The sequence below is a fragment of the Bradyrhizobium pachyrhizi genome (assembly GCF_029714545.1).
Classification (GTDB): domain Bacteria; phylum Pseudomonadota; class Alphaproteobacteria; order Rhizobiales; family Xanthobacteraceae; genus Bradyrhizobium; species Bradyrhizobium pachyrhizi.
The window spans coordinates 6,526,804-6,552,750 of the sequence record NZ_CP121667.1; the positions used below are offsets into that span (position 1 = coordinate 6,526,804).

Sequence of the window (25,947 nt, forward strand, 5' to 3'; positions counted from 1 at the left end):
CGCCACAATCAACCGCCGTGACCGCCTCGTCAACGCTTGCGCGGACGCTTGGCCGCCTTTTTGGCTGCCTTCTTCTTGCTAACGGCCTTCTTCTTGCCGGCGCGCTTCCCGCCGCCTGATTTGGTGCGCCTGAACGTTGGCCTCCGGAGCGAAAGCTCGGGCCAGGCGATCGGCTGTTCACCGTTGTCCGGGTCGCTGTCGCCGGGCGGATCTTCGGCGCTGTCATCCATCGGCCCCTGCACGACCAGATGGACAAGATAGGCGGTGCCGGCCCCATTCAGGTAGTTCGCGAGCGGCTCGTTATTGCTCGGAAACAGATGCGGATGGGTCACCACGCTGTTTTCCTCGACCGAGAACTTCACCGCCTTGATCACGGTTCGGGTCATCGCGTCGCCCAGGATCTTCTTGATCGCGTCCTGCGTCTCCTGAGGCAGCACATGGTGGAGGAAGAAGAACCATTTCCGCTTGGCATCATCCTTCCCGTAATCCTTGCTCGGATAGGCACCGATGCGGAACGCCACGCGCCGTAACCTATGGCTCGGATCAAACAGCTTTTCTTTCTTGTTGTGCTTGCGAAGAGTAGTCAGATCCTTGCCGCTGAAGAGTTCATTCAGCCGGTCCACGATTTCAGCGTCGGGACCGCTGCCGACGGGAAGTAGCGCACCCATTTGTCGTCTCCCTTTGTGCAATTTGATTCAGTCGTAAAAACTTGGACAGATAGCACCGCGGAATTGCCGGCGCGGCCTCCGGTCGAACCAGTACATGTTTGCGCCTTGGCCAATGATCGGCCCAGCACACGCTTGGACCGCGCTTGCGAGCTCCCAGGCCGCAGGCGGCAAGCGCCGTCAATTGCTCGATGCTCGATACCGCGCGCTCAATCGAGAGCGTGCGCCCGGTCTGCTTGCGCAGCCGGGCTGCGCCCTTGGCGAGAATCCAGCGGTCCGCCGCGCACTCGCAACCGAGCTCGGAATTGGCGGCGAGCCGACCGCCTTTCGACAGATGGTGTCCGACCTCGTGCAGCAGGGCGAAAACCAGGCCGTCCGCGTTCATCGCCGCGTGGTAAGCCAGTCCGCCATAGATCCGCACGACGCGATCGTCGCCACGAATGAAGGCCTGAGCATTGACGGTCGCGCTTCCTTCGTCGAGTTCGAAAAGCAGATCGGGAAACGCACGCCTGAAATCGGCCAGGATGTCGCAAAGGAGCGCGTACCTGCACGCGCGGGCGCTTCCTTTGCCGACCGGTTCGCCCGTCACATTCGCGAACAACATGAGATCATCCGAATGGGATCAGAACAATTTCACTCGCAACTCAAATATTATTGGCTTCGTTCGAACTTCGATTCGCTTTGACCGTCTTTCCCGCGCCACCGACAAAGGGCGCGAAGATCATCGCGCCGGTCTCGTGAAGCAGCGCGGTCGCGCGGTCCAGTTCCTTCGTGCCCTCCTCGGCCTCACCGCTGCGCCCGGAGCGCAGCAGCAGATCGGCGCGAACCGACCGGGCAAGGCATTCCGGAATGCGCGCGTGCCGCTTGACCGCAACCGCAATCGCCTCGTCAACGGCGGACAACGCTGCGGCCGCATCTCCCTTCCGTCGATACGCGTTCGCCAGATCGGCGAGAATCCGCGCTTCGTTTTCGAGGCCGGCCTTGCGGGTTCGCGCGAAGTCGAGCGCGGCCGTCAGATCCTCGATCGATGATGTGATCCGGCCTGCCACCATATGGGACAGGCCGCGACTGGCCTGCGCGTAGACGCGCAAATATGGATTGCCGCTTTTGACCGCGAGCGAGAAGGCGCGATCGGCGTGGTGCTGGGCCAATCCGACGTCGCCTTCGGACCAAGCGAGGTCGACATAGGCAAGGCTCGGGATGACGTAGTGAATGGCATCGACCTGGCTGCCATCCAGTTGCAGCACGCGATCGAGCAGCGGCCGGGCCTCGGACGCGCGCCCCAGCATCACGAGCGTCTGCCCGCGCATGGCAGTCAACCAGACCTCGACGTCGAATCCAAGCGTCTCCCGGTCCGACTTCACGATCTCCGACGCGCGCGCGGCCGCCTCCATGTTCATCTGCAGCGCCTCCGACATCCGCCCGGAGAGCCGGAGCGCATGGCAGAGAATGGCCTTCAGCGTGACCTGGACGCTGGTGTCGGTGCCGGTGTCGGCAAGCGCCTTGGCTTCCAGCACCCGCTCGACATATTCGTCGGCCGAGCCGCCATTCGCCAAAATCCGGCCGTAGGCAGCGTGAATCAGCGTGTTGGCGCGCAGGTCCCCCATCGCGAGCGCGAGGCCGCGGGCTTCCTCGAAATAGACCTGCGCATCGGCGGCGGAAATTCCCTCGCGCCAGCCGAAATTCACGATCTGGCCACAGGCCATCATCTTCAGGTAGTCGGTCATTTGCGACGGGGGCTGGTGCGTCAGGAGTTCACGCACCTTCTTCCAGCTTCGCAAGGCCTGACTGGGATCGTTCGCGCCGACCCAGACCGCCGCGCGCATGTGCTGCTGCGCCGCCTTCAAATGTTCGCCGGCATGCTCCCAGTGGTAGGCGAGAAGCGACGCCCGTTCCTCGGCGCGATCCTTGAACAACTTCTCGATCGCCTGCGCGACGGCGGCGTGAAGTTCGCGGCGCCGTTCGTGCAACAGCGACAGATAGGCGACTTCCTGGATCAACGGATGACGAAACGCGATCAGCCGCTGCTCAAAGGGAGGCACGTCGTAGAGCAATTCGGCGCGTCGCAAATGTCCCACGGCTTCCAGCAGCTCGGCCTTCGCCAGACCGGCAACGGCATCGAGAACCGACAACGAAATCTCGCGCCCGGCAACCGAGGCGACCTCGAGGGCCCTCTTTGCGTGTTCGTCGAGGCGATCGATGCGCGCCGCGACCACGGCCTGCACGGTCGTCGGAAGCGGAATTGTGTCGATGCCGCCCTTCAGCCGGTACGCGCCCTTCTCGCCCTCGAAGTCGCCACGCTCGACGAGGGCGCTCATGAGCTCTTCCAGGAAGAACGGATTGCCGTGCGCGCGCTCGACGATATTCCGGCTCAACAACGCCAGCGACGGGTCGGTACCAAAATGATCGCGCAAGATCGATTGCGCCTCCGCGGGCCCAAGCGGAGCCATATTGATCTGCCGGTAATGCGACCGCTGCATCAGCGGCGCGCTCAATCCGGCCCTGAAATTGACCAGCAGCATCGTCGTGGTTCCGACCACGGCGTCGGCAAGGGCCTCGACGAACTCCTCGCTCGCCGGATCGATCCAGTGCAGATCGTCGATCAGGACGACCGTCACATTGTCACGAGGTGCGGCGCGTACCAGTTCGCCGACGAAATCGAGCAATTGGGCCTTGCGGGCCTTGGGATCCAGTTTCGGCGCGGGCTGGTGCGGGTCCGCCAGTCCGAGGAATTCCAGCAGCACGGGTGCCAGATGATCGGAGACCGGCATTGCCGCCAACCGGTCGAAGACACGGCGGCGCGAAACGTCCGGCGCTTCCTCCTTGATGCGAAGCCCGAAAATATCCCGAAGCAGCGCCAGCACCGGCTGAAACGGCGTTGCGCGCCCGTGCGCGAGCACACGCGCCTCAAAGACGCGGATGCCCTTGCTGCGACAACTCTCGGCAAATTCAAAACAAAGGCGACTCTTTCCTATGCCGGCTTCGCCAACGACACCGATCGCCCGGCCATCTCCCTTGCGGGTGTTCTCGAGTTCAGCCGTCAGCGCCGCAAACTCGTCGGCGCGGCCGGTCAAGGGACTCAACCGTCGTCCGGTCCGGAACACACCGCTCGACGGCGCATGCTGAAGGCCCCTCAGCCTGAGCACCTCGACGGGCGCCGCGAGCCCCCGAATGGCCTGCTCGCCAAGCGACTCCACCTCCACGAACTGCTTCGCGACAGCGTGGGTCTCCCTCGAGACCAGAATGGTGCCCGGCTCGGCAAGGTGCTCCAGTCGACTGGCGAGGTGCACGTTCGCGCCCGCGGCATCATAGGTTTGATAGATGCCGTGCTCGATGGCCTGGAAGACGACCTCACCGGTGTGGACGCCGACGCGGATTTGCATATCGACGTCATGCAGCCGCTTGACGTCATCCTGCATCGCCAACGCCGCGAGACAGCCCCGAACGGCGTGATCCTCGTGAGGCTGCGGGGCGCCGAACATCGCCATGACGCCGTCGCCCTGGGCCTTGTTGACGACGCCGCCGTAGCGGTGAACCGCCTCGTTCATCAGGTCGAGCACCGGCTGCAAGCGCCGCATGCCCAGTTCGGGATCTCCGAGGCTATCGATGATTCCCGTCGAGTTGCTGATATCGGCGAAAAGGATCGTGAGGCGCTTCCGCTCCCCACCCTTGGCATGCAGGCTCCTCAGGGCATGCTCGTGCGACGGCTGAACCTGGGTCGCGTCAATCGCCGTCGTCAACGCAGCGCCGCACCTTCCGCAAAAGCGGCTGCTTGATCCGTTCAGGTGGCCGCAAGCTTCACACGTAATTCCGAGAGAGGCCCCGCACCCTTCGCAATACTCATTGGTCGCCCTGTTCTGACAACCGCAACGCAAACATTGCATCGTAGGCCTCTTGAAGAGAGCTGCAGACGCAGGCAACCGCAACAAGTCCTAAAAACAACGCGACAATGATCCACAATAGGGTATCGCTATGAAGCTTAGCAAAGCCGCCTGCACCTGTCGTGCCATTTTATGACGCACGTGCAGATTGCGCCACAACGGAAGCCGACGCTGCATCCGACCACAAGTTGCGGGACTGTTAGCATCAAGCAAACAGGTTGCATTGGCTAGGTCTGCAACGCGTGGCTCTCATGGCCGAAATAGGCGCGCTCGAGCCGATGTGCGAGGTCGCTCTCTCCGGTCGGCGACTCCAGCGCGATCGCACCCTGCACCAGCGCGTAGACGCGATCGGCACAGGCGAGCGCCTTCTCCAAGAGCTGCTCGACCAGCAGCACGGAGGTGCCCTGCTCGCGCAGCCGGCCGATGACGTTGAGGACGCGATCGACCAGCACCGGCGACAGTCCCGCGGACGGCTCGTCGAGCATCAACAGCCGCGGCCGACGGACCAGGCCCTGCGCGACCGTCAGCATCTGCTGCTGCCCGCCCGACAGAGCGCCGCCGCGTTCATGCCGCTTCTCGGCGATTTCGGGAAAGAACGCCAACGCCTCCTCGATGCGCACGGCGCGCTCGGCGCGCGGCAGGTCATAGCCGGCGAGCAGCAAATTGTCGGTCACGGAAATCTGCGTGAACACGCGATGTCCCTCGATCACATGCACGAGCCCGGCCCGCGCGGCATCGCGCGGCGTGGCGTTGGTCATGTCGCGGTCGCCGAACCGGACCTGTCCGGCCGTGACGGGCAACAGTCCGGACATCGCGCGCAGCAGCGTGGTCTTGCCGGCACCGTTGGGCCCGAGCAGCGCCACGACCTCGCCGGCGGCAATCGTGATGTCGATGCCGTGCAGCACAGGGATCTTGCCGTAGCCGGACTGCAGCCGATTGACCGAGAGCAACAGTTCACCCGCCGAGATAAGCACTGACGACCTCCTTGTGGACGCGAATCTCCGCCGGGGTTCCCGCCGCCAGCGTCCGGCCCAGATTGAGCACGGTGACCTGGTGGCAGATATCGAAGATCAGATCGGCATGGTGCTCGACCAGCAGCACACCGGTACCGCGGCCGCAGACCGCCTTGATCAGGCTGGCGAGCCGCTCGATCTCGTCATTGGAGAGACCCGCGGCGGGCTCGTCGAGCAGCAGGAAGTCCGGATCGAGCATCAGCGCCCGCGCGATCTCGATGAAGCGCAGTTCGCTGTGCTGCAGGCGATCGGCGCGTATGTCGGCGAGCGCCTCGAGGCCGACGACGCCGAGCAGCGCGTGCGCCTTGGCGGCTAGCAGACGCTCGTCGGCGCCGTTGCGCGGCAATGCCAACATCGCCTCGACGAAATTGGCCCGGCCCTCGATCGAGCCGCCGATCATGACGTTCTCCAGCACCGAGGCTTCGCCGATCACGCGCGGCGTCTGAAAGGTGCGTGCGATGCCGCACGCGGCGCGCTTGACCGGCTGGCCGGCGGCCAGGACTTCGCCGCCAAGCGTCATGGTGCCGGCTTTGGCGGCGTAATAGCCCGAGATCACGTTGAGCGTCGTGGTCTTGCCGCTGCCGTTCGGTCCGATCAGCCCGTGGATCGCGCCGGGCGCGATATCGAGATCGAGACCGTCGATCGCCTTCACATTGCCGAAGCTCAGCGCGATGCCGCGCAGCTGCAGCTTCTTGCCGCCGTCCCTGCGGCGCACGATGTCGGCGAGTGCGGCCGGACGCGGAACGATGGCGCGGTTGCTGGCGAGCGGCCGACGGTTGCGGAAATCGAGCAACGCCGCGATGCCACCGGGCATCACCAGCACGATCATGAGCAGCAGCACCGCGTAGAGGAAGGTCGACCACGCCGCGAGCGGCGCCGCGATCTCGGGCAGAATGGTCAGGATGATGGTGCCGAGCATGGGCCCGAGGATCGAGCCGCGGCCGCCGATCAGGATCGCGATGAAGAACAGCACCGAGAGATCGAAGGTGAACGCATCAGGCGTGATGTAGGTCTGCAGGGTCGCGAACAATCCGCCGGCGATCGCCGCCAGCGCGCCGGCGAACAGGAAGATCGCGATCAGCATTTTCGGCTTGGAGATGCCGCTGGCCTCGGCGGCGACCTCGGCGTCGCGCACCGCGATCAGCGCGCGGCCGAACCGGCTGCGCGCGACATTGGCGCTCATCCAGGTGGTCAGCGCGGCGAAGGCGATGCAGAGGGCGTAGAAGCCCCACGGCGTGTTGAACGGCGCCGGGAATTCCGGACCGGCAATGCCGATGCCGCCGCCGGTCACGCTCTGCCAGGCCAGCGCGATCTGGGTCACGATGGTCGCAAAGCCGAGCGTCGACATCGCGAAGTAGAAGGTGCGTAGGCGCAGGGCCGGCAGGCCGACGACCACGCCGAAGATCGCGCCGATGAGGCCGGCGATCGGCAAGGCTACGAATACCGGAATCGCCGGCATCACGTTGCCGGCAACCAGCACGCTCGTCGTATAGGCGCCGAGCGTCAGCAGCGCGACATAGCCGATCGCAAGGTGACCGGCGAAGCCGACCACCAGATTGAGGCCCGACACCAGCACCCAGTAGATCGCCATGCGGGTGCCGATCAGCACCCAGTAATCGTTGCTGACGAAGGGCAGCAGCATCGCCGCCACCAGAATGCCGAGGAACGGCAGGACGTGCGGGAGCGCGGCGCGCCACACGCCGCTGTCGGCTCGGGACGGAGTGGCCACGACCGACGTCATCACACCCTCCGCGCGGTCGAGGCGCCGAACAGCCCTTGCGGCGCGGCGAGCAGCACCACGATGAACAGCGTGAACACCGCGACCGAGGAGAAGATGCCGCCGACCAGGAAGTTCGCGGCCTGCTGGAACAGGCCGAGCGCCAGCCCGCCGATGATCGCGCCTCTGTTATTGCCGAGCCCGCCCAGCGCCACCGGCACGAAGCCGTAGAAATTGAGCAGCGCGCCGTTGGCGAAGAAGGCCAGCAGCAACTGCCCGCCGGAAAACCCGGCGATGCCGCCGACCACGCCGGCAAGCGCGTAGCTCGCGACCCGCAGATTGCGCTCCGGCAGGCCGAGCGCCCGCGCCGCAAAATTATCCTCCGCGATGGCCAGGAACGCGCGGCCGACCAGGGTGCGGCGGTAGAGATATTCAAGGCCGACAATGGTGACGGCGCAGGCGAGGACCGGCAGCCAGAATTTCTCGTCGAGGACGCCCTCGCCGAATCCTGCGATGCGCGGGAACGGCTGCGGCTCGGTGCCCCATTTGATCGCGGTGATTTGCTGGATCATCAGCGCGACCGCGAGGGTCGAGAGCACGTAGAGATGCTGGTCGAGGCTCTTGAGCACCGGCCGCACCGCGACGAATTCGGTGATGATTCCGATCACCGCGCAGCAGAGCAGCGTCAGCACGAAGCCGACGGCAATGGGCAGGCCGAGCTTCAGCGTGAACATCGAGCCGAACACGCCGCCCAGCATCGCCAGCTGGCCGGCGGTGAAGCTCATCACCCGCGAGGTAGAGAACATCGTGTTGTAGGTGACGCCGACGAGCGCGTAGATCGCGCCCGCTGCGAGACCGGATGCAAGGATCGAGGCCAGCATCGGCTGCGCCCTCGCCCTTCTATGTGTACCCCGGCGCCAGCGCGAAGGTGCCGTCCTTGGCTGTAGAGGCTTCCGACATCACGATCTCTTCGGTCAGGTAGCCATTGTGCTCGGTCGGCGAGAAGCGGTAGTTGCCGAAATAGCCGGGATAGGTCGACAGCGTGTTCCAGTACTTGATGATGCCGGCGCTGTCGGTCGAGCCGCTTTCGGCGACCGCCTTGGCGATCAGCTCGATGCAATCGATGCCGCCCGCGACCCACCACAACAGCGTGTCGTTCAGCGCGATGTTGGCCTTGGTCAGGCGCGCGACCAGGTCCGCGCTCTTCGGCGGCAGCTTGCCGGCGCCGTCATAGCTGCAGCTCTTGTAGCCGATCGCGTAGACCTTCTTCCAGTTCTCCGGCTTGGCGACCAGGCTCGCAAGCTCGCCCGACGCCATCGAGGGATGCCCGACGAAGGGCACGTCCCAGTTCATCGCGGCGCGGGTGTTGAACATGCGCGCCTCCATGCCGGTCGAGACACTCCACACCACGATCGCTTCCGCGCCGGCATTCTTGGCGCGCAGCATGTCCGGCGTCATGTCGGGCTGCGTGGCGTCGATATTGGCCTGATAGGCCACCTCGGCGCCGTCCTTCTTGAACGCCGCGACGGAGGCGCCGACCGCGGTGACGCCATAGCCGGTGGTGTCGCCGATCACGGCGACCTTCTTGACCTTGAGGATCTTGAGACAGTAATTGCGCACGGCGTCGTCCCATTGGTTGTTCGACGGCGCGATGCGGAACGCGTTGGGGAACTTGACCGGGTCGATCAGCGTCTCGACCACGCAGGGATGCAGGTCCGGCATCTTGGCGCGCGCCATGATCGGCGTTGTCGCCAGCGCCTCGCCCGAGTTCAGCGGCCCCCAGATCGCGTGCACCTTAGCCTGGCTAATCAGCTCCTGCGTGGCGTTCACCGCTTTGGTCGGATCGCCCTGGGTGTCGCGCATCACGAGCTCGATCTTGCGGCCCTTCACCCCGCCGGCGCCGTTGATGGCGTCGACCGCGAAGTTGACGCCGCGATTGAAGCCGACCGTCGGCGCCGAGCTCGGGCCGGTGATCGCCGCGAGACAGCCGATCTTGATCGGTTCCGACTGTGCGATGGCAGGCGCTGGGAAGGAAAATGATGCGGCGCCCAATGCACCGGCGCTGCCCAACAAAACGTCACGGCGTGAAATAGCCATGTGATGCCTCCCTGTTTCCCTCTCGGCGCCCGTCGTTTGCTGCGGGACGTCCGTTCATTGATTGTCCGCGCGCTCAGGGGCCGCGGTTATGCGGGCCAAGTCTGAGCCGGATGCGAAGCTCTTGTCCAGCCCCGCGGACGACATTGGGCTTCGCCAAACTTTCATGGCCGAGGCCGCCGCGTCCAGTAGCCGGCATTGACCGCGCCGACGGGTATCTCGCCGGCAACGATCTTCGCGACCTGGCGTACCGTCTCCGATGACTGATGCTCGATCGCCTGCGGCGTCAGGCCGCCAACATGCGGCGTTGCGATCACATTGTGCAGCCTTGCAAGCTCGGGCGTCGGCATCTGGTCCGGCGCGCGGCCGACATCCATCGCGGCACCCGCAATGCGGCCATCGCGCAGCGCGGCCGACAGCGCCGCCTCGTCGACGAGGTTTCCGCGCGAAAGGTTGATGAAGAATGCGTGCTTCGGCATCCGCGCCAGCGCGGCCTGCCCGATCAGGTTCTCGGTCTGCACGTTGGCGATCGCGAGACAGACAATGTAGTCGGCGCGCGCCAGCAGATCGTCGAGCGGCAGATGCGCGATCGCCGCATCGTCTGGCGTCACGAAGGGATCGGCGACCAGCACATTCATGCCGAGCACCTTTGCGATCCCGGCAAGATAGCGCCCGATGCTGCCATAGCCGATGATGCCGATCGTGCTTCCCGCAAGCTGGCGGCCCATCACGACCTCGGGCGCCCTGCCCGCGTGATAATCCGCGGTGGCGCGCGAGACACCGCGCGACAGATCGACCATGAAGCCGAGCGCGAGCTCAGCGACCGACTGGACGAAGCCGGCGCTCGCGTGCGTCACCAGCACGCCGGCGGCGGAGGCTGCGGCGACGTCGATATTGCGAATGTCGACCGCGCAGCGCACGAACGCGCGCAGCTTCGGCAGAAGCGGAAAGATCTCCCCTCGCCCCTGCGTCATGCGGTCGGAGACGATGATGTCGACATCGGCCGCGGCCTTGACAAGCGCCGCCGCATCAAGCGCCTCCTCACCCTCGTGCAGTTCGACGTCGGCGACCGCACGCAGGCCGTTCAGGCTGCGCTCGCCGTAATAGTCGCGGCGCATCTGCGGGGTATGGGCGAGCAGCACCTTCACGATCCCACTCGCCTAGTAGCCGAGCGCATGCGGCAAGGCCGTGCTGATCGCCGGCACGAAGGCGATCACCAGCAGGCACAGCAACAGCAGGCCGAGATAACCCGCGATCGGCTTGATGGTCTGCTCGATCGGCACGTTGCCGATCAGGCAAGCGCCGTAGAGCCCAAGGCCAAGTGGCGGAGCAAAGAGCCCAAGCCCCATCGCGATCACAAGCACGACGCCGAAATGCAGCGGATCGATGCCGAGCTTCACGGCAACCGGCAGCAGCAGCGGGCCGAAAATGATCAGAGCCGCGGCGCCTTCGAGCACCGAGCCCATCACCACCAGCACCAGGATCGACAGCAGCATGAACAGCAAGCCCCCGTGGCTGCCCGAGATCGCCAGCATGAGGTCGCCGACGGCATGCGGCACCTGCTGCAGCGTCAGGATGAAGGCCAGTGACTGCGCCGCGGCGACGATGAACAGCACCAGCCCCGAACGAACAGCCGACTGCACGAAGCAATGCGCCAAACTCCTCGCACCGAGCTCACGGAACAGCAGGCTGCCGACGGCGATGGCGTAGACCGCGGCGAAGGCGGAGATTTCGGTCGCGGTGGCAAAGCCGCTCTTGAAGCCGAAGAAGATGATGAAGATCAGCCCGAACGAGGCCATCGCACCGGCCCAGAGTCCCGATACCGCGGCGCGCGGCTCGGCTTCCACGTTCGCCGCGGGACGCTTGCCGAAAATGATCGACACCGCAATCAGCGCCAGCGCCATCAGCGCGGCCGGCAACATGCCGGCGACGAACAGTCCGCCGATCGAGAGGTTGGCGACGAAACCGAGGATGATGAGATTAATGCAGGGCGGAATGGTCTCAGCCATGACAGCGGAGGCGGCGAGCAGCGCCACGGCCCCGCCCGGGTTCTGCCGCGAGCGGCGCGCCGCCGGGATCAGCACCGAGCCGACCGCGGCAACGTCGGCCATCTTCGAGCCCGAGATGCCGGAGAACAGCACCATCGACATCACCATGACGACGTTGAGCCCGCCGCGCATCCGTCCGACCGCGCGCTGCAGCAGCTCGATCAGCCGGACCGACATGCCGTTGGCTTCCATCAGGTAGCCGACCAGAATGAAGAACGGGATCGCCAGCAGCACGAAATTGTCGATGCCGCGCGCCATCTGCTGGGCGAAAATCACGCCGGGCAGCGTGCCCTCGACCCAGATGAAGATCAGCGCCGCCAGCGCCAGCGCGAAGCCGATCGGCAGCCCGCCGAACAGCGTGAGGAAGAAGCCGATCAGCATCAATGTCTGCGACGACGGCACGGACATTGGTGCCAGCGCATCCCAGGCCAGATAAAGGCCGACGATGACGGCGGTCGCGACGATGCCTGCCGCCATGTCGCGCAGCGGCCGACCGCAGAACGTCTCGAACGCGAAGACCGTCATGAACGCCGCGCCGACGCCCATCGGATAGAACGTCCATTCCAGCGGCAGGCCGGAGCCGGAGGTCTGGCCGGTGGTCAGCCAACCCATCTTGACGGCGTTGAACGCGACATAGCCGGCAATGATCATGACGAGCAGCGCGCCGACCGCGTCGACCACCCGCCGCCCGCCCGGCGGCAGCATGTTCACGAAGAAGGCCACACCGAGATTCTCGCTGCGCGCGAGTGCGCTTGCCGCGCCGAAGAAGCTCGACCCGACCATCAGGCCGCGGGCGACGTCGTCGGACCATTCGACCGGCGCATTGAACAGGAAGCGGGCCAGCACCGAGACGCAGACCACCACGAGATCGGCGGCGAGCAGGAGCGCGGCGATCGCGTCACTGACGGCGAGTAGTGGCGCCGTGATCCGACCAGCGCTGCTTCTCGCCTCGACTGCGGCGACTGACATGCGCCAACCTCAGGACTGGGTGGCGCGGATCAGGTCGACGACGGCCTTTGCCCCGGGCCGCGCCTTGATGAAATTGTCGGTCTGCGGCAGCACGCGATTGCGGAACGCCTCCTTGTCGCATTCGACGACGGTGACGCCCTTCTCGACCAGCGCCGCCAGCGCCTCCTTCTCCACCGCAAGGCCGTGCGCGCGGGTGTCGATCGCGGCCTTGTTCGCCGCGTCGAGAAAGCCTTTGCGCAGCTTGGGAGCCATGCGGTTGAAGCTGGTGTCGCTGAAATAGACCGCGAGCGGCGAGAAGATGTGCTGGGTCAGCGCATAGTGCTTCGCCGTCTCGTAGAACTTGCTCGCCAGGATGGTCGGCGGATCGTGCTCGAGGCCGTCGAGCACGCCGGCCTGCAGCGCCGTATAGATCTCGCCGAACGCCAGCGGCGTTGCGGCGGCCCCCATCAGCCGCAGGCACTCGGTGATGATCGGATTGGGCAAGGTGCGGATTTTCAGGCCGGCGAGATCTTCCGGCGTCTTCACCGGCTTCTTCGCCAGCACGCTGCGGGCGCCGAAATTGTAGGCCCAGGCGATGATGCGGATGCCGGCGCCCTTGAGCAGCGCAGCCTCGATCGGCTTCGCCGCGCCGGCGTCGAACGCCTTGGTCTGCTGCTGGAAGCTGGTGAAGAGGTAACCGAGGTCGAAGGTGCCGACCAGCGGCACGAGATTCGCCGAAATCGACGAGCCCGACACCATCAGGTCGATCACCCCGAGCTTTACCGAGTTGATAACGTCGATCTCCTGGCCGAGTTGGTTGTCGGGGAAGAAGGTGACCTCGATCTGCTCACTGAGCCCGTTCGCCTTCAGGCTCTTGGCCAGATTGTCGTAGTAGACGCGGCCATTGGCGTATTTGGGATCGTTCGGAAGCGACGACGAGCATCGCATTTTCATCACGGCAGCCTCAGCGCGGCCGATAATGGCGGGCGCGGCGGCAAGCCACGCGGTCGCGGCGACCGACGACTGCAGCACAATGCGGCGGCTCACGCGGTTCGACGTCATGATGGTGCTCCTCCCCGGGAACGGATCTTTTGTTGTGTTGGCCGCCCGCCTGACGGCGTGAGCTTGGCAGCCGATTTGTCATAATGTATGACAAAACAGATACGGTTGTGCAAGGGCGCGGCTCGGCGGCGGCGCAGGCTGCGACCGCAGCGAGGCCCTCGATGTTCCAGACATCCAACGCGTTGCGCCGAAGCGTGCACAGCCAGGTCACCGACCGCGTCGGCAGCAGCATCGTGCGCGGCGAGATCGGCGTCGGCGAAACGCTGCCGCCGGAAATCCGGATCTGCGAGATGATGGACGTCAGCCGCACCGTGGTGCGCGAGGCGATCCGCACCTTGACCGGCAAGGGCCTGATCGAGTCGCGGCCCAAGAGCGGCACGCGGGTTCGGCCGCCCGAGCAGTGGAATCAGCTCGATCCCGACGTGCTGCGCTGGCACCTCGAGACCGCGGAGATCGACCGTTACCTCGCCAAGCTGTTCCAGCTGCGCGCCGCGGCCGAGCCGGCCGCGGCAGCGCTCGCGGCGACCCATGCCGAGGAGGTCGACGTCGCCCGCATCCGCGCCGGATGCGACGGCATGGACGCGGCGAAGACCAACGAGGAGTTCGTCGCCGCCGACATCGCGTTCCACCAGGCGATCTATTTCGCCAGCCGCAACGAGTTCTTCTGGCCGATCGCGCAGATGTTCGAGATTACGCTGCGCCAGAGTTTTACGATCGCAGCGCCGGGCTCGCACCGTCCGCGGGCGCTGCGCGAGCACCGCGCGGTGCTGGACGCGATCGCCGCCGGAGATGCGGAGACGGCACGCGCAGCCACGGTTGTGCTGCTGACGAATTCCGCCGACGACCTGGTGCGAATCCGTGGCCGGGAGTTCGAGACACCACGTCCAGCCAAGCGCCGATGATGTTGGTGACTGCGGGCGTGATGCGCTCACTGCTTCCACATGGTCGTCCTGGCGAAAGCCAGGAGGTGGATTCACATTCGAAGTGCAACACTTGAGCAAAAGCCTCGGCAGGCGTGCGGTAGTCAAGGCATTTGCGCGGGGTGTTGTTGTAGGCGGCGATGAACTGGCGGAATCTGGCGGTCGAGAGGGTTACGAGATCGGTCTTGCGGGGAATAAAGCGGCGCATCCTGCCGATGGCGTTCTCGATGCCGCCCTTCTGCCAGGGGGCGTGGGGATCGCAGAAGAAGGTCTCGATCGAGAGGCGGTGCAGCGCCAGGTGACCGGCGAACTCGGTGCCGTTGTCGAAGGTCACGGTCTGGCGCAGCTCTTGTGGCAGGGTCGCGAAGAAGCCCACGAGATGGCGGGCGACACCGCGCGCGACCTTGCTGGCAAGGCGGATGCCGAGCAGCAGACGCGAGGTGCGCTCGTGCACGGTCAGCACGGCCTGACCGTATTTCGAGAACATCATCAGGTCGGCCTCCCAGTGTCCGGGCACGCTGCGGTCGGCCACTTCGATCGGCCGATTTGCCAAGGAAACACGGCCTTCGATGAAGCTTGCGGGGCTGCCGCCCCTCTTGCCGCGGCGGCCGCGCTTGCTCTTGGCGCGCGGCAGATAGCGCCGCCAGTTGAAATCCGTGGTGCGCCTGAGTTGGGCATAGATGAAGCGGTAGATGGTCTCGTGCGAGATCACCTTGCGCCCGGACTCGCGGGCCAGCCGGCCGGCGACCTGCTCGGGCGACCAGCCCCGGCGAAGGCGTTGCAACACCGCGCGGCGCAGGCCGGGCTCCCGTTCGAGGCGTCCGCCCGTCCAGCGCCGCGCTCGCATCTGGTGCTGGGCATAGTTTGGCTTGTAGCCGACCTGGCTCCCCCGATTGCGCCTTAATTCCCGAGAGACCGTTGATGGCGAGCGATCCAGAGCTGCCGCGATTTGCCGGACCGAGCTGCCATTGGCCGATAGGCAGGCAATCTCGCATCGGTCGTCCAGAGAGAGCTGCTTGTAACTCCGCCCCATGGCAACACCTCCTCAAGGAAGTGTTGCACTTCGTTTGTGAACTCAGGGGACCCATAACCACCGCAAGTGGTTGTGACCGGGATCATGGCCCCAGCGTCGCGCAAGACCTGACATTTGGGGTAATGGGTCCTGGCTTTCGCCAGGACGACATTGAATATGGGGCGCGACCTACATCGCAATCGTCGTCCCTGCGAAAGCAGGGACCCATACGCCGCGGTCGATGTTGTCGGTCGGACTCGTCGTTCCAGCGTCGCGCAACCATGTGCAGCGGTGGTCATGGGTCCCGGCCCCCCGTGCGCAATTGCGCAACTAAGCCGGGACCGCTTGCAGGTCAAAATCTGCATCAGTGATTGACGCGTGAGCGAGGCACCGCCGGAAGGGTTCCCTCCCACCTGCGGGAGCGGGAGCCGCGCAGCGTGCTCACCTCACCGTCATTCCGCGCCCGCCACGTCAGAGCTGCCCCGCACACGACCCTGTGACCATAGTTGAAGGCTGCGACGACGAAACTTCTGGATTGTTGGCCGCGTAGACGCCAAGACAGGAGCGCTATTCTGCGAAGGTTTCATTGATGCACGACGTCTCGATCCCGGCGGCCCTGATCGCCGGCCTGGTCAGCTTCCTCTCGCCCTGCGTGCTGCCGCTGGTGCCGCCCTATCTGATCTATTTGACCGGCGCGACCATCGAGCAGGTCAACCAGGACGGCGCCACCGCGGCCTCCAAGCGCGCGGTGATGACGGCGGCGCTGATGTTCGTGCTCGGCTTCTCCACCGTGTTCGTCGCGCTCGGCGCCAGCGCGTCCTTCGTCGGCGGGCTGGTGCGCGCCTGGTCGGCCGAACTCTCGATCCTGGCGGGCATCGTCATCATCATCATGGGCCTGCACTTCCTCGGCGTGACCCGGATCGGCCTACTGATGCGCGAGGGCCGGCTGACCGCGCCGAAGCCGATCGGGCTGTGGGGCGCCTACGTCATGGGCCTGGCCTTCGCCTTCGGCTGGACGCCATGCATCGGGCCGATCCTCGCCGCGATCCTCTCGATCGCGGCCGCGGAGGCCACGGTGACAAAAGGCGCCGGCCTGCTCGCGGTCTATTCCGCCGGGCTCGGCATCCCGTTCCTGCTCGCGGCCTTCATGGTCAAGCAGTTCTCCTCGCTGTTCGCGCGGATGAAGCGCCATCTCGACACCGTCGAGCGGGTGATGGGCGTGCTGATGGTGGTCACCGGCATCGGCTTCCTGACCGGCGCAGTCTCGAGCGTCAGCGTCTGGCTGCTGGAAACCTTCCCGGCGCTGCAAAATATCGGCTAGGCCTGCGCGCCAGCCCAGGCTGCCGTCGGCTGGCTTTTGGCCGCGCGATGTCGGACTATCGGGGAATCGCCGCAATCCTCACGGGGCACCGATGGGCCAGGATCGTCAGACGCGCGCCAGCTGGCCGATCTTCCGTTCGCTCAGGGCGTTCCGGCCAAGCGACCTGCCGGGTGACCTGATCGCCGGGCTGACGCTCGCCGCGATTGCGATCCCGGAGCAGATGGCGACCGCGCGGCTCGGCGGCTTCTCGCCGCAGATCGGCTTCTTCGCCTTCATGGCCGGCTCGCTCGGCTTTGCAATGTTCGGCGCCAACCGCTTCCTGTCCTGCGGCGCCGACTCCACGATCACGCCGATCTTCGCCGGCGGCCTCGCGCTGATGGCGACCGCCGGCTCGCCGGACTATCAGGCACTGGCGATGGCGCTGGCGCTGATGGTCGGAGCGATCATGATCGCCGGCAGCCTGTTCAAGCTCGGCTGGATCGCCAATCTGCTGTCGACGCCGGTGACGGTCGGCTTCCTCGCCGGCATCTCGGTCCACATCCTGGTCTCGCAATTGCCCGGCGTGCTCGGCCTGACCACGCCGGACGGGCCGACGCTCTACAAGCTCGGAGTGCTCACCGAGGAGATCGGTCAAACCAATTTCTACACGCTGGCGATCGGCCTCGGCGTGCTGGCGCTGGTCGCCGGATCGGAGAAGATCAGCGCACGCATTCCGGGCGCGCTGATCGGCCTTGTCGTGGCCACCGTCGCCGTGATCGCCGGCCATCTCGAAAGCAAGGGCGTCAGGGTGGTCGGCACCGTGCCCGGGACGCTGCCGACGCCATCGTTTCCGGACATCGCGCCGGAGCGATGGATCAAACTGTTGTCGCTGGCGATCCTGATCGCGGTTGTCGTCATGGTGCAGACCGCGGCGACGACGCGCTCGTTCCTGTCCGATCCGGACAAGCCGGCCGACGTCGATCGCGACTTCCTCGGTGCCGGCGCCGGCAGCCTGCTGTCCGGGCTATTCGGCGCCTTTCCGGTCAACGCCAGCCCGCCGCGGACCGGTATCGTGTCGGAGACCGGCGGACGCACGCAGCTCTCGGGGCTGTTTGCCGCGGCTATCGTGCTTGCGCTGCTCGCCTTCGGCGCGACGCTGCTGCGGCACGTGCCCGACACGGCGCTCGGCGGCGTCCTGCTGTTCGTCGCGCTGCGCATCATCCGCGTGAAGCAGATCGTCGCGATCTTCCGCCAGTCGTTCTATGAATTCCTGCTGGTGGTGGCGACCGCGGCCGCGATCATCGTGCTGCCGATCGAGCAAGGCGTCGCCGTCGGCATCGCCTTGTCGCTGCTGCACGGGATCTGGACCACCACGCGCGGCCAGCTTGCCGAATTCGTCCATGTGCCCGGTACCACGATCTGGTGGCCGACGGGCCCGCACGTCACCGGCGAGCGCACGCCCGGCATTGCCGTCGTCGGCCTGCAGGCGCCGTTGTCGTTCCTCAACGCGGAGAGCTTCCACAGCGGCGTGCTCAAGACCATCGGCGGGGCGACACCCAAGCCGCGGCTGCTGGTGATCGAGGCCAGCGGCATGATCGAGATTGATTTCACAGCGGCGCAGGCGCTGCGCGATCTGTTCCGCGAATGCCGCGGCAACGGCGTGACGGTGGCGATAGCGCGGCTCGAATCCGAGCGCGCGCAGGACGCCTTCGAGCGCTTCGATCTCTACGAGGTGTTGCCGCGGGACCATGTCTTCCACAGCGTCGACGAAGCGGTCCGCACGCTCGGCGGGCAGGCGTAGAGGTTGATGAGATCACTGGCTGCGTAGCCCGGATGGAGCGAAGCGCAATCCGGGATTCTCTCGCGCGTTGATGAACCGTCCCGGATTTCGCTTACGCTCCATCCGGGCTGCCGGACGGCCTCAGGCCTGCTCGCCCTCGAGCGTCGGATGCTCCCTCAAAACTTCCGCCTTGATCGAGCCGGCGTGGATGGCGCGCAGCAGCGCTCGCCCCGTCTTGATGTTATTGGCCTTCATGCAGAGACCGACGATCTCGCGCACCGCGGAATCCCGCACCAGTTCGTCGGAGATCTTCATCGCGGTCTCCATCGCGACCTTGGCTGCACGCTCGTAGCGATCACGCTCGATCTGCTGCTTCTTCGCTGAACGCTTGTCCGGCGAGCCGACCGCCTCGGCACAGCCGGCGGCATCGCGGCAGATCGCACGGATCCGCTGCGCAGCTTCGATGTCGCCGAGCGGGTGCGCGACGGGATCGTCCCAGATATCCTTGTGCTCGTCCTTGCTGAACCACCACATCGCCGCACCTTGAAAGCACGGCAAACATAGCTGGCCTTGGCGCAACCTGTGAACCGCAGAGTCGACTCGGTGCCGAGCAAGAGGTGCACACTATGGCCCGGCAGCCACACCCGCGGCGGATCCACGCGCGAATTGATGTCGAACTCATGGAATAAAGCCCGTTTCGGTTCTGATTGCGTCAGAGCCGAGGCTGCGGGGCTTTTGCTTGCCGCGTTTTCACGCGAACCGACGAGGCTCTAAGCCGATCGTTTCGGCCCGATCGCCTCGAACTGTGCTTTTTGCTCATCGCTGAGCGTGGCGTAGAAATTCTCAAGCGCGGCGCGGACATCCTTGACCGCCTGCAGCATGACGTCGAGCCGCCTGGCAACGAAGGCAAGACGTGCGGGCGGGGTCATCGCCTCGTTGGTCTGGCACGCAGCCTTCAGCTTCCGCGCGGCGTCGGCGCTGGCATCCTGCAGTGCCTGAAGCGCACCGCGCTGGGCGTCGCTGAGCTGCAGCCGCGTCTCGATCTCGCCGGTCGGCCACTCCTGCATGGCCGGCTGTGCGGCGCCGCAGCTCTGGGCGACAGTCGCGTTCGGATCGCGCGCCGCGGCTTCCTTGCGCTGGTTCTCGGCGAGCGCGTTGAGCCGCGCTTTCTGCTCGTCATCGAGCAGGCCGTAGAACTTCTCCATCGGAGGCTTCACGATTCCGACCGCGGTGACCATCGCTTCGATCCGCTGCTGCATGGCGGCGAGCCGGTTCGGCGCCGTCAACACCACCTGCGCAGGACATGCCGCCCGAATGACCTGGGCAGCCGCAAGCGACGCGTTGCCGAGCTCGCCGAGTGCCGCCGATTGCGCTTCGGTCGGCTGCACCGTATCCGCGATCTGATCCACCGGCAGGCCGGCGACCGAACGGCTGTCATTGCCGCACATCTGCTCGATGCGCCCGCCGCCGCGGTAACGGCGGCCCGTCCGGCGCTCCGGCAGATAGCCCCTGAGATCGTCATACCCATAAGGCCCGAAGATGCCGGCATAGATGTCCGGATAGCCGTAGCCCCAGAATCCGGTGTCGTCGCCCCAGATCGCGTAGTCGTAGATGTCGTTGTACGCGAACGGCCAGAACAGCGGGCCGACCCAGCCATAGCCGCCGCCGGGATGCTGCCACCAGCCGTTGGCGACAGTCCCGCCGTGCCAGCCGGCGAGCGCCGCGGCCGCGGCGATCTGCGCACGCGCCGCCGGGTTGCTCAACAGCCGGCCGTTGCGCAATGCGCCGTTGCGCGACAGCGAGCTGAACGCATTGCGCATATGGCCTGGCGCGATCGCGGCATTGCGCATCCGGCCGAAATTGCCGCCCCCGCGCGATGCGAAGGCGCCGTGGCCGGCGAAGCCTGATCGCGAGATCGCATGCGAGCGGCCGAACCCGCCATGATGGCCGCCGCCGAAATGCATGTGGCCGAAGCCATGCCCGCCACGTCCATGGCCACCACCGTGCCCATGGCCACCGCCATGTCCATGGCCGCCGCCATGCCCTCCGCCGTGGCCGCCACCATGCCCACCGCCGCCTCGGGCGATCGCGTCGCCCGACAGCGCCATCGCAAGCACCACGACCGCAATTCCGATTGCCCGTCCGATCACGACGTCCTCCCTCCGCGCACCACACACGTCGCGGCAACACAGTGCAACACAAGAGAGACGCCGGGCGGGCGGAAAAGTTCCGCGCGTGAAACGCGCCGCCCGCGGGCTCGCGAACGCTGCGCGGCGTGACGACGCCTCAGGCGGCCGGGACGATCTTTCCGGGATTGAAGATGTTTTGCGGGTCGAGTGCCTGCTTCAGCGCCCGCATCGCGTCGAGCGCCTCCGGGCCGAGCTCGGCCTGCAAGTATTTCTGCTTGCCCTGGCCGATGCCGTGCTCGCCGGTGCAGGTGCCGCCCATAGCCTGGGCGCGCTCGACCAGGCGGTGCATGAACTCCTCGCCGCGCGCCATCTCGCCCTTGTCGTTGACGTCGCAGAGCAGCGAGCAGTGGAAATTGCCGTCGCCGACATGGCCGACGATCGGCGACAGCAGGTTGAGCCGCTGCAGATCCTCCTCGGTCTCGGTGACGCAGTCGGCGAGCCGCGAGATCGGCACGCAGACGTCGGTCGCGACCACGCCGATACTGTCGCCGGGTCGCAGCGCCTTCACCGACCAGTAGGCGTCGTGCCGGGCCTGCCACAGCTTGGTGCGGTCTTCAGGCTTGGTGGTCCAGGTGAAGTCGCCGCCGCCGCATTCGGCGGCGATGTCGCGGAAATTCTTCGACTGCTCGGCGACCTCGACCTCGCTGCCGTGGAATTCCAGCAGCAGCAGCGGCGTCTCCGGCAGCGACAGCTTCGAATAGCTGTTGCAGGCTTTCACCTGCGCGGCATTGAGCAGCTCGATCCGGGCGACCGGAATGCCGGTCTGGATCGCGAGGATTGTGGCCTGGCAGGCGCCACGCACCGTGTCGAACGAACAGGCCGCCGCCGCGATCGTGTCGGGAATGCCGCGCAGACGGATGGTCAGTTCGGAGATGATACCGAGCGTGCCTTCGGCGCCGACGAACAGATGCGTCAGGTCGTAACCGGCCGACGACTTCTTGGCGCGCGTGCCCGTCGTGATGATCTCGCCGTCGCCGCGCACCACCTTCAGCGCCAGCACGTTCTCGCGCATGGTGCCGTAGCGCACCGCGTTGGTGCCGGAGGCACGGGTCGAGGTCATGCCGCCGAGCGAGGCGTCGGCGCCGGGATCGATCGGAAAGAACAGGCCCTGGTCGCGCAGATGCTCGTTGAGCGCCTTCCGCGTCACGCCGGGCTGGATCACGCAGTCGAGGTCCTCGGCATGGACCTCAAGCACCTTGTTCATGTCGCGCAGATCGATGCAGATGCCGCCCGCGGGCGCGTTGACCTGACCCTCGAGCGAGGTTCCGGTACCGAAGGCGATGACCGGCACGCGATTGGCGGCGCAGATTCGTACCACGTCCTGGATGTCGGCGGTTTCCTGCGCCATCACGACAGCGTCCGGCGGCTGGGTCGGCAGCCATGTGGTGGTATGGGCGTGCTGTTCGCGCACCGCCTGCGACGTGACGAGCCGGTTGCCGAACCGCGCCGCCAGCGCGTCGATCGCGCGCTTCAGGGCCTGCGGATCAGGTCGCGTCACATTGCCCGAAATCGTTGTCGCCACGTCAAATTTCCTCCCACCTTTAGCCGACCGTGGCAAAGCTTGTATAAGGGGTCAAGAGAGCCTGACTTGAAAAAGTGGACGCCGGAGTCACAGAAAAGCTCATGCTCGAACGCCAACGAACCGGGGACGGATCATGACTTCAGCGACTGCCACCAGCGAGATGCCGCTTCCATCCGCCCCGTTCAGATCCTCGGTGATGCAGATCGAGCCGCAATGGATCGACTACAACGGCCATCTCAACATGGCGTACTACAATGTGATGTTCGACCGCGCCATCGACGAGATGTGGCTGCAGCTCGGCATCGGGCCGGACTACATGAAGGCGCGGCACTGCTCGACCTTCACCGCCGAGTGCCACGTCCGCTATCTCAGGGAGATTCATCTCGGCGATCCCGTGCAAGTCCAGGTCTACCTGCTCGGCGCCGACGAGAAGCGGCTGCACACATTTGAGGAGCTGCGCCATGCCACCGAAGGCTGGCTCTCCGCGACCTCGGAAAACCTCACGCTGCACATCGACATGGAGGCGCGCAAGGTGGCGCCGTTTCCGCCCGATATCCGCGCCCGCGCACAAGCGATCGTGGACAGCTATGTGGGCGTATCGCGTCCCGAGGGCATCGGCCGCAACGTGGCGATGCCCTCGGCGAAGTAGCATGGCGTTGCAAGCGAAGCGGCCGCCGGTTGGCGGCCTCCGCTAGACCCTGGTGCGACCGCGCACCAATCCGACCACCGCCGACACCAGAAACAGGATGACGGCGATGAAGAAGATCGCCTTGGCGATTTCGACGGAGGCGCCGGCGATGCCGCCAAAGCCCAAAATGCCCGCGATCAGGGCGATGACCAGGAACGTGACGACCCAGCTCAGCATGATCAAAACTCCGCTTCGTTTCCCTGCTGTTTGTTTGGCGCGGACCTCCGTCCGGCGCGCACCTGTTGAAACAATCCAACCGGGAAACACCGGTTCCTGAGCGTGAAACCGCGAAATTTTCGTCGATTTCGGGAACCGGGATTGATGATGGGCTGCCGGCGAAAGCGTTCCTGTCGACAGCGATAAAACCTGTCAAAACGGCCGATCAGGCCCTATATGGCCCTCAATCCCTGTTAAGAAGGCTCCCCTTCACCATCCTGCGGTGCCATCGTGGGGCCGAGACGATTCGCCAATGACCGAGCCGAGCAAATTGCCCCATCACGGCGTTCCCGAGCACCAGCCGGCGGCTGGCGGCATCGCCGCGCGTGCGCGGGCGGCGGCCGGTCCGCAATATCTGAACGGCCTCAATCCGGAGCAGCGCGAGGCGGTCGAGACGCTCGACGGTCCGGTGCTGGTGCTTGCCGGCGCCGGTACCGGCAAGACCCGCGTCCTGACGACGCGCATCGCGCATATCCTGAGCCAGGGCCGCGCGCGGCCGCACGAGATCCTGTCGGTGACCTTCACCAACAAGGCAGCGCGCGAGATGAAGCTGCGGCTCGGGCAGATGCTCGGCCAGGCGGTCGAGGGCATGCCGTGGCTCGGCACCTTCCACTCGATCGGCGGCCGCATCCTGCGCATCCATGCCGAGCTGGTGCAGTTGAAATCCAACTTCACGGTGCTCGACGTCGACGACCAGGTGCGGCTGTTGAAGCAATTGCTGCAGGCCGATAACATCGACGACAAGCGCTGGCCCGCGCGGATGCTGGCCGGCCTGATCGACGGCTGGAAGAACCGCGGATTGTCGCCGTCGCAGGTGCCGGCGGGCGAAGCCGCCTCGTTCGGCAACGGCAAGGGCGGCAAGATCTACGCGACCTATCAGGAGCGATTGAAGATCCTCAACGCGGCCGATTTCGGCGACCTGCTGCTCGAGAACATCCGGCTGTTCCGCGAAAATCCCGATGTGCTGCGGCAGTACCAGAACCGCTTCAGGTTCATCCTGGTCGACGAATATCAGGACACCAACGTCGCGCAGTATCTGTGGCTGCGCCTGCTGTCGCAGGCGCCGTCGCGGCCGGAGCGTCGCCTTGCCGACGTCATTCCGGGGCGCATCGAAGATGCGAACCCGGAATCCAGAGGTCATGAGGACTCAGCTCGAGATTCCGGGTCTGCCCCTACGGCGCATCCCGGAATGACGGAGAACGCGGCTGCAGCCTCCGCCTCGCCACCGAAGAACATCTGCTGCGTCGGCGACGACGACCAGTCGATCTATGGCTGGCGCGGCGCCGAGGTCGACAACATCCTGCGCTTCGAGCACGATTTCCCCGGCGCCAAGGTCATCCGCCTCGAGCGCAATTACCGCTCCACCGGCCACATCCTGGCCGCGGCCTCGCATCTGATCGCGCATAATGAAGGCCGGCTCGGCAAGACGCTGCGCACCGAGGATGTCGACGGCGAGAAGGTCACCGTCACCGGCTCCTGGGATTCGGAAGAGGAAGCGCGCGCGATCGGCGAGGAGCTCGAGGAGCTGCAGCGCACAGGTGAAAACCTCAACGACGTCGCCATCCTGGTGCGCGCCTCGTTCCAGATGCGCGAGTTCGAAGACCGCTTCGTCACGCTCGGCCTGCCCTACCGCGTGATCGGCGGCCCCCGTTTCTACGAGCGCGCCGAAATCCGCGATGCGCTGGCGTATTTGCGCACCATCAATTCGCCGGCCGACGATCTCGCCTTCGAGCGCATCGTCAACGTGCCCAAACGGGGACTCGGCGACGCCACCGTGCAGCTGCTGCACGACCATGCCCGCAAGCGCCGCATTCCGCTGTTCGAGGCGGCGCGCGCCGTGGTCGAGACCGACGAGCTGAAGCCGAAGGCGCGCGGCTCCTTGCGCGATCTCGTCATGCAGTTCGACCGCTGGCGCGCCCAGCGCGAGGTCACCTCGCATACCGAGCTCGCCGAGATCGTGCTCGACGAGAGCGGCTACACCGAGATGTGGCAGAAGGACCGCTCGGCTGATGCCGCCGGCCGGCTGGAGAACCTCAAGGAGCTGGTGCGCTCGATGGAGGAATTCGAGAACCTGCAAGGGTTTCTCGAACATATCTCGCTGGTGATGGACCGCGACGGCGATGCCGGCGACGAGGCGGTGTCGCTGATGACGCTGCATTCGGCGAAGGGGCTGGAATTCGACAACGTCTTCCTGCCGGGCTGGGAGGAAGGCCTGTTTCCGAGCCAGCGCACGCTTGACGAACAGGGCCGCGCCGGGCTCGAGGAGGAGCGCCGCCTCGCCCATGTCGGGCTGACCCGGGCGCGCCGCCGCGCAAAAATCTACTTCGCCACCAACCGCCGCATCCATGGCACCTGGTCGACCACGATTCCCTCGCGCTTCCTCGACGAGCTGCCGGCGCACAATGTCGAAATCACCGAATCCAAGGGCGGATCGGGCTGGGGCGGCAGCGGCGGTTACGGCGCCTCGCGCTTCGACAACCTCGAATCATTCGGCTCGAGCTATTCGACCCCGGGCTGGCAGCGCGCCCAGGCCAACCGCAACCGCGGCGGGGGCCGTAGCGGCAGCGGCTTCGAGGAGCGGCAATCCTCCTTTTCCTCCGAAAGCTTCAATCGCACCAAGCGCGGCCCGATGGTGATCGAGGGCGAGCTGGTGGCGAAGTCCACCGGCACAACGTCGGATTTTTCGCTGGACGACCGGGTATTTCACCAGAAATTCGGCTACGGCCATGTGGTGAAGATCGACGGCAACAAGCTGACCATCGCCTTCGAAAAGGCCGGCGAGAAGAAGGTGGTCGACAGCTTTGTGGAACGGGTGTGACATAGCGACCTTCTTTGGCGACCTTCTTTGGCGGCCTTCTCTGTTGGTAGCCCTTGACCCCAGTTGATTTCATG

General features: G+C 65.7%; 19 protein-coding genes and 1 pseudogene. 5 read left to right on the forward strand and 15 right to left on the reverse strand.

Annotation, left to right across the window (positions count from 1 at the left end; genetic code table 11):
* Positions 1-29 precede the first annotated feature (29 nt).
* The 10 genes from QA639_RS31070 to QA639_RS31115 all read right to left on the reverse strand — a co-directional run bounded on the left by QA639_RS31070 (position 30) and on the right by QA639_RS31115 (position 13,428).
* Positions 30-668 (reverse strand): hypothetical protein, encoded by a 639-nt coding sequence (locus QA639_RS31070; protein ID WP_028332501.1) that lies wholly within the window; start codon positions 666-668, stop codon positions 30-32.
* Positions 628-1,269, reverse strand: coding sequence for a hypothetical protein (locus QA639_RS31075; RefSeq protein WP_028332502.1), 642 nt, complete (start codon positions 1,267-1,269; stop codon positions 628-630). The genes QA639_RS31070 and QA639_RS31075 overlap by 41 nt, the downstream gene beginning before the upstream one ends.
* A gap of 40 nt (positions 1,270-1,309) precedes the next feature.
* Positions 1,310-4,549 (reverse strand): AAA family ATPase, encoded by a 3,240-nt coding sequence (locus tag QA639_RS31080; protein WP_051376023.1) that lies wholly within the window; start codon positions 4,547-4,549, stop codon positions 1,310-1,312.
* Between the two features lie 224 nt (positions 4,550-4,773).
* Positions 4,774-5,520, reverse strand: coding sequence for an ABC transporter ATP-binding protein (locus QA639_RS31085; RefSeq protein WP_283087963.1), 747 nt, complete (start codon positions 5,518-5,520; stop codon positions 4,774-4,776).
* On the reverse strand, positions 5,501-7,300 hold the full coding sequence (locus tag QA639_RS31090) for a branched-chain amino acid ABC transporter ATP-binding protein/permease (protein WP_028332505.1): 1,800 nt from the start codon (positions 7,298-7,300) through the stop codon (positions 5,501-5,503). Before QA639_RS31090 ends, QA639_RS31085 begins: the two co-directional genes overlap by 20 nt.
* Positions 7,300-8,157, reverse strand: a complete 858-nt coding sequence (locus QA639_RS31095; RefSeq protein WP_050385417.1) for a branched-chain amino acid ABC transporter permease — start codon at positions 8,155-8,157, stop codon at positions 7,300-7,302. Before QA639_RS31095 ends, QA639_RS31090 begins: the two co-directional genes overlap by 1 nt.
* Before the next feature lie 19 nt (positions 8,158-8,176).
* Positions 8,177-9,373 (reverse strand): ABC transporter substrate-binding protein, encoded by a 1,197-nt coding sequence (locus QA639_RS31100; RefSeq protein WP_225164325.1) that lies wholly within the window; start codon positions 9,371-9,373, stop codon positions 8,177-8,179.
* A gap of 161 nt (positions 9,374-9,534) precedes the next feature.
* Positions 9,535-10,518 (reverse strand): NAD(P)-dependent oxidoreductase, encoded by a 984-nt coding sequence (locus tag QA639_RS31105; RefSeq protein WP_283087964.1) that lies wholly within the window; start codon positions 10,516-10,518, stop codon positions 9,535-9,537.
* 12 nt (positions 10,519-10,530) lie between these two features.
* On the reverse strand, positions 10,531-12,387 hold the full coding sequence (locus QA639_RS31110) for a TRAP transporter large permease (RefSeq protein WP_283087965.1): 1,857 nt from the start codon (positions 12,385-12,387) through the stop codon (positions 10,531-10,533).
* Positions 12,388-12,396: 9 nt separating this feature from the next.
* The gene (locus QA639_RS31115; RefSeq protein ID WP_283087966.1) at positions 12,397-13,428 is read right to left on the reverse strand and encodes a TRAP transporter substrate-binding protein; all 1,032 of its coding nucleotides are present in this window, start codon (positions 13,426-13,428) and stop codon (positions 12,397-12,399) included.
* Between the two features lie 161 nt (positions 13,429-13,589).
* Here QA639_RS31115 and QA639_RS31120 point away from each other — a divergent pair, with 161 nt between their 5' ends.
* Entirely contained in the window at positions 13,590-14,330 is a 741-nt protein-coding gene (locus QA639_RS31120) for a FadR/GntR family transcriptional regulator (RefSeq protein WP_244978656.1), read from the forward strand.
* Positions 14,331-14,394: 64 nt separating this feature from the next.
* Here the strand turns inward: QA639_RS31120 and QA639_RS31125 are convergent.
* Positions 14,395-15,381 (reverse strand): annotated as a pseudogene (locus QA639_RS31125) (IS30 family transposase); the annotation flags it as partial.
* 568 nt (positions 15,382-15,949) lie between these two features.
* Between QA639_RS31125 and QA639_RS31130 the strand changes: the two are divergent.
* Positions 15,950-16,681, forward strand: a complete 732-nt coding sequence (locus QA639_RS31130) for a cytochrome c biogenesis CcdA family protein (RefSeq protein WP_152977690.1) — start codon at positions 15,950-15,952, stop codon at positions 16,679-16,681.
* Positions 16,682-16,772: 91 nt separating this feature from the next.
* A complete protein-coding gene (locus QA639_RS31135; protein ID WP_283087967.1) occupies positions 16,773-18,461 on the forward strand; it encodes a SulP family inorganic anion transporter in 1,689 nt (562 codons plus the stop codon).
* Between the two features lie 120 nt (positions 18,462-18,581).
* Here the strand turns inward: QA639_RS31135 and QA639_RS31140 are convergent, their stop codons facing one another.
* The 3 genes from QA639_RS31140 to QA639_RS31150 all read right to left on the reverse strand — a co-directional run bounded on the left by QA639_RS31140 (position 18,582) and on the right by QA639_RS31150 (position 22,151).
* The gene (locus QA639_RS31140) at positions 18,582-18,974 is read right to left on the reverse strand and encodes a hypothetical protein (protein ID WP_028332513.1); all 393 of its coding nucleotides are present in this window, start codon (positions 18,972-18,974) and stop codon (positions 18,582-18,584) included.
* Positions 18,975-19,210: 236 nt separating this feature from the next.
* Entirely contained in the window at positions 19,211-20,590 is a 1,380-nt protein-coding gene (locus QA639_RS31145) for a Spy/CpxP family protein refolding chaperone (RefSeq protein ID WP_283087968.1), read from the reverse strand.
* Positions 20,591-20,726: 136 nt separating this feature from the next.
* Complete coding sequence (locus QA639_RS31150) at positions 20,727-22,151, reverse strand: FAD-binding oxidoreductase (RefSeq protein WP_028332515.1); 1,425 nt, start codon at positions 22,149-22,151, stop codon at positions 20,727-20,729.
* Between the two features lie 160 nt (positions 22,152-22,311).
* Between QA639_RS31150 and QA639_RS31155 the strand changes: the two genes are divergently transcribed.
* Complete coding sequence (locus tag QA639_RS31155) at positions 22,312-22,800, forward strand: thioesterase family protein (protein WP_028332516.1); 489 nt, start codon at positions 22,312-22,314, stop codon at positions 22,798-22,800.
* Between the two features lie 42 nt (positions 22,801-22,842).
* On the opposite strand, the gene QA639_RS31160 is transcribed toward QA639_RS31155, so the two are convergent.
* Positions 22,843-23,016, reverse strand: a complete 174-nt coding sequence (locus QA639_RS31160) for a DUF1328 domain-containing protein (RefSeq protein ID WP_016846258.1) — start codon at positions 23,014-23,016, stop codon at positions 22,843-22,845.
* Positions 23,017-23,308: 292 nt separating this feature from the next.
* Between QA639_RS31160 and QA639_RS31165 the strand changes: the two genes are divergently transcribed.
* Positions 23,309-25,873, forward strand: a complete 2,565-nt coding sequence (locus tag QA639_RS31165; RefSeq protein ID WP_283087969.1) for an ATP-dependent helicase — start codon at positions 23,309-23,311, stop codon at positions 25,871-25,873.
* Positions 25,874-25,947: the final 74 nt, after the last annotated feature.